Source organism: Micromonospora solifontis (assembly GCF_003725545.1).
In the GTDB taxonomy this organism is placed as follows: Bacteria; Actinomycetota; Actinomycetes; order Mycobacteriales; family Micromonosporaceae; genus Micromonospora; species Micromonospora solifontis.
Genome location: NZ_RJLN01000211.1, coordinates 1 through 484 on the forward strand (window position 1 = coordinate 1; position 484 = coordinate 484).

1 pseudogene is annotated in these 484 nt (G+C 73.1%); it reads left to right on the plus strand.

Features of this window, described 5'->3' with window-relative positions:
• A pseudogene (locus EFE23_RS28360) lies at positions 1-484 on the plus strand (hypothetical protein); the annotation flags it as partial.

Here is a 484-nt window from a genome sequence, read left to right on the forward strand (position 1 = left end):
GGACCTGACCCTGAAGGACCTCACCGTCAAGGACGGCAACGCCGCCGAGTTCAAGTACGGCGGGCCGAGCGTCCCGGGCGGACCGCAGGTGCCCGGCTGGCCCCAGGTCCCCGGCGTCGCCGCGCAGGGCGGCCAGGGCGCCGCCGCGCCCACCGCCGCTCCCGCTCCGCCCCCGCCGCCCGTGAAGGACGGCGAGGGTGACGGCGGCGCGCTGCTGGTCGAGCACGGCGGCAGCGCCCACCTGAAGAAGGTCACCCTCACCCGCAACAGCGCCGAGAACAACGGTGGCGCCATCGCCAACTTCGGCCGGGTCGACGTCGAGTGGAGCACGCTCGACAACAACCACGCCCGGAAGAACGGCGGGGCCATCTTCAACGTCGGCGTCCTCCGGGTGACCGGGTCGAAGATCGCCAACAACACCGCGGGCGAGAACGGCGGCGGCATCGCCAACGGCCGCGGGGCCAAGGGCATGATGCTGGTGAAG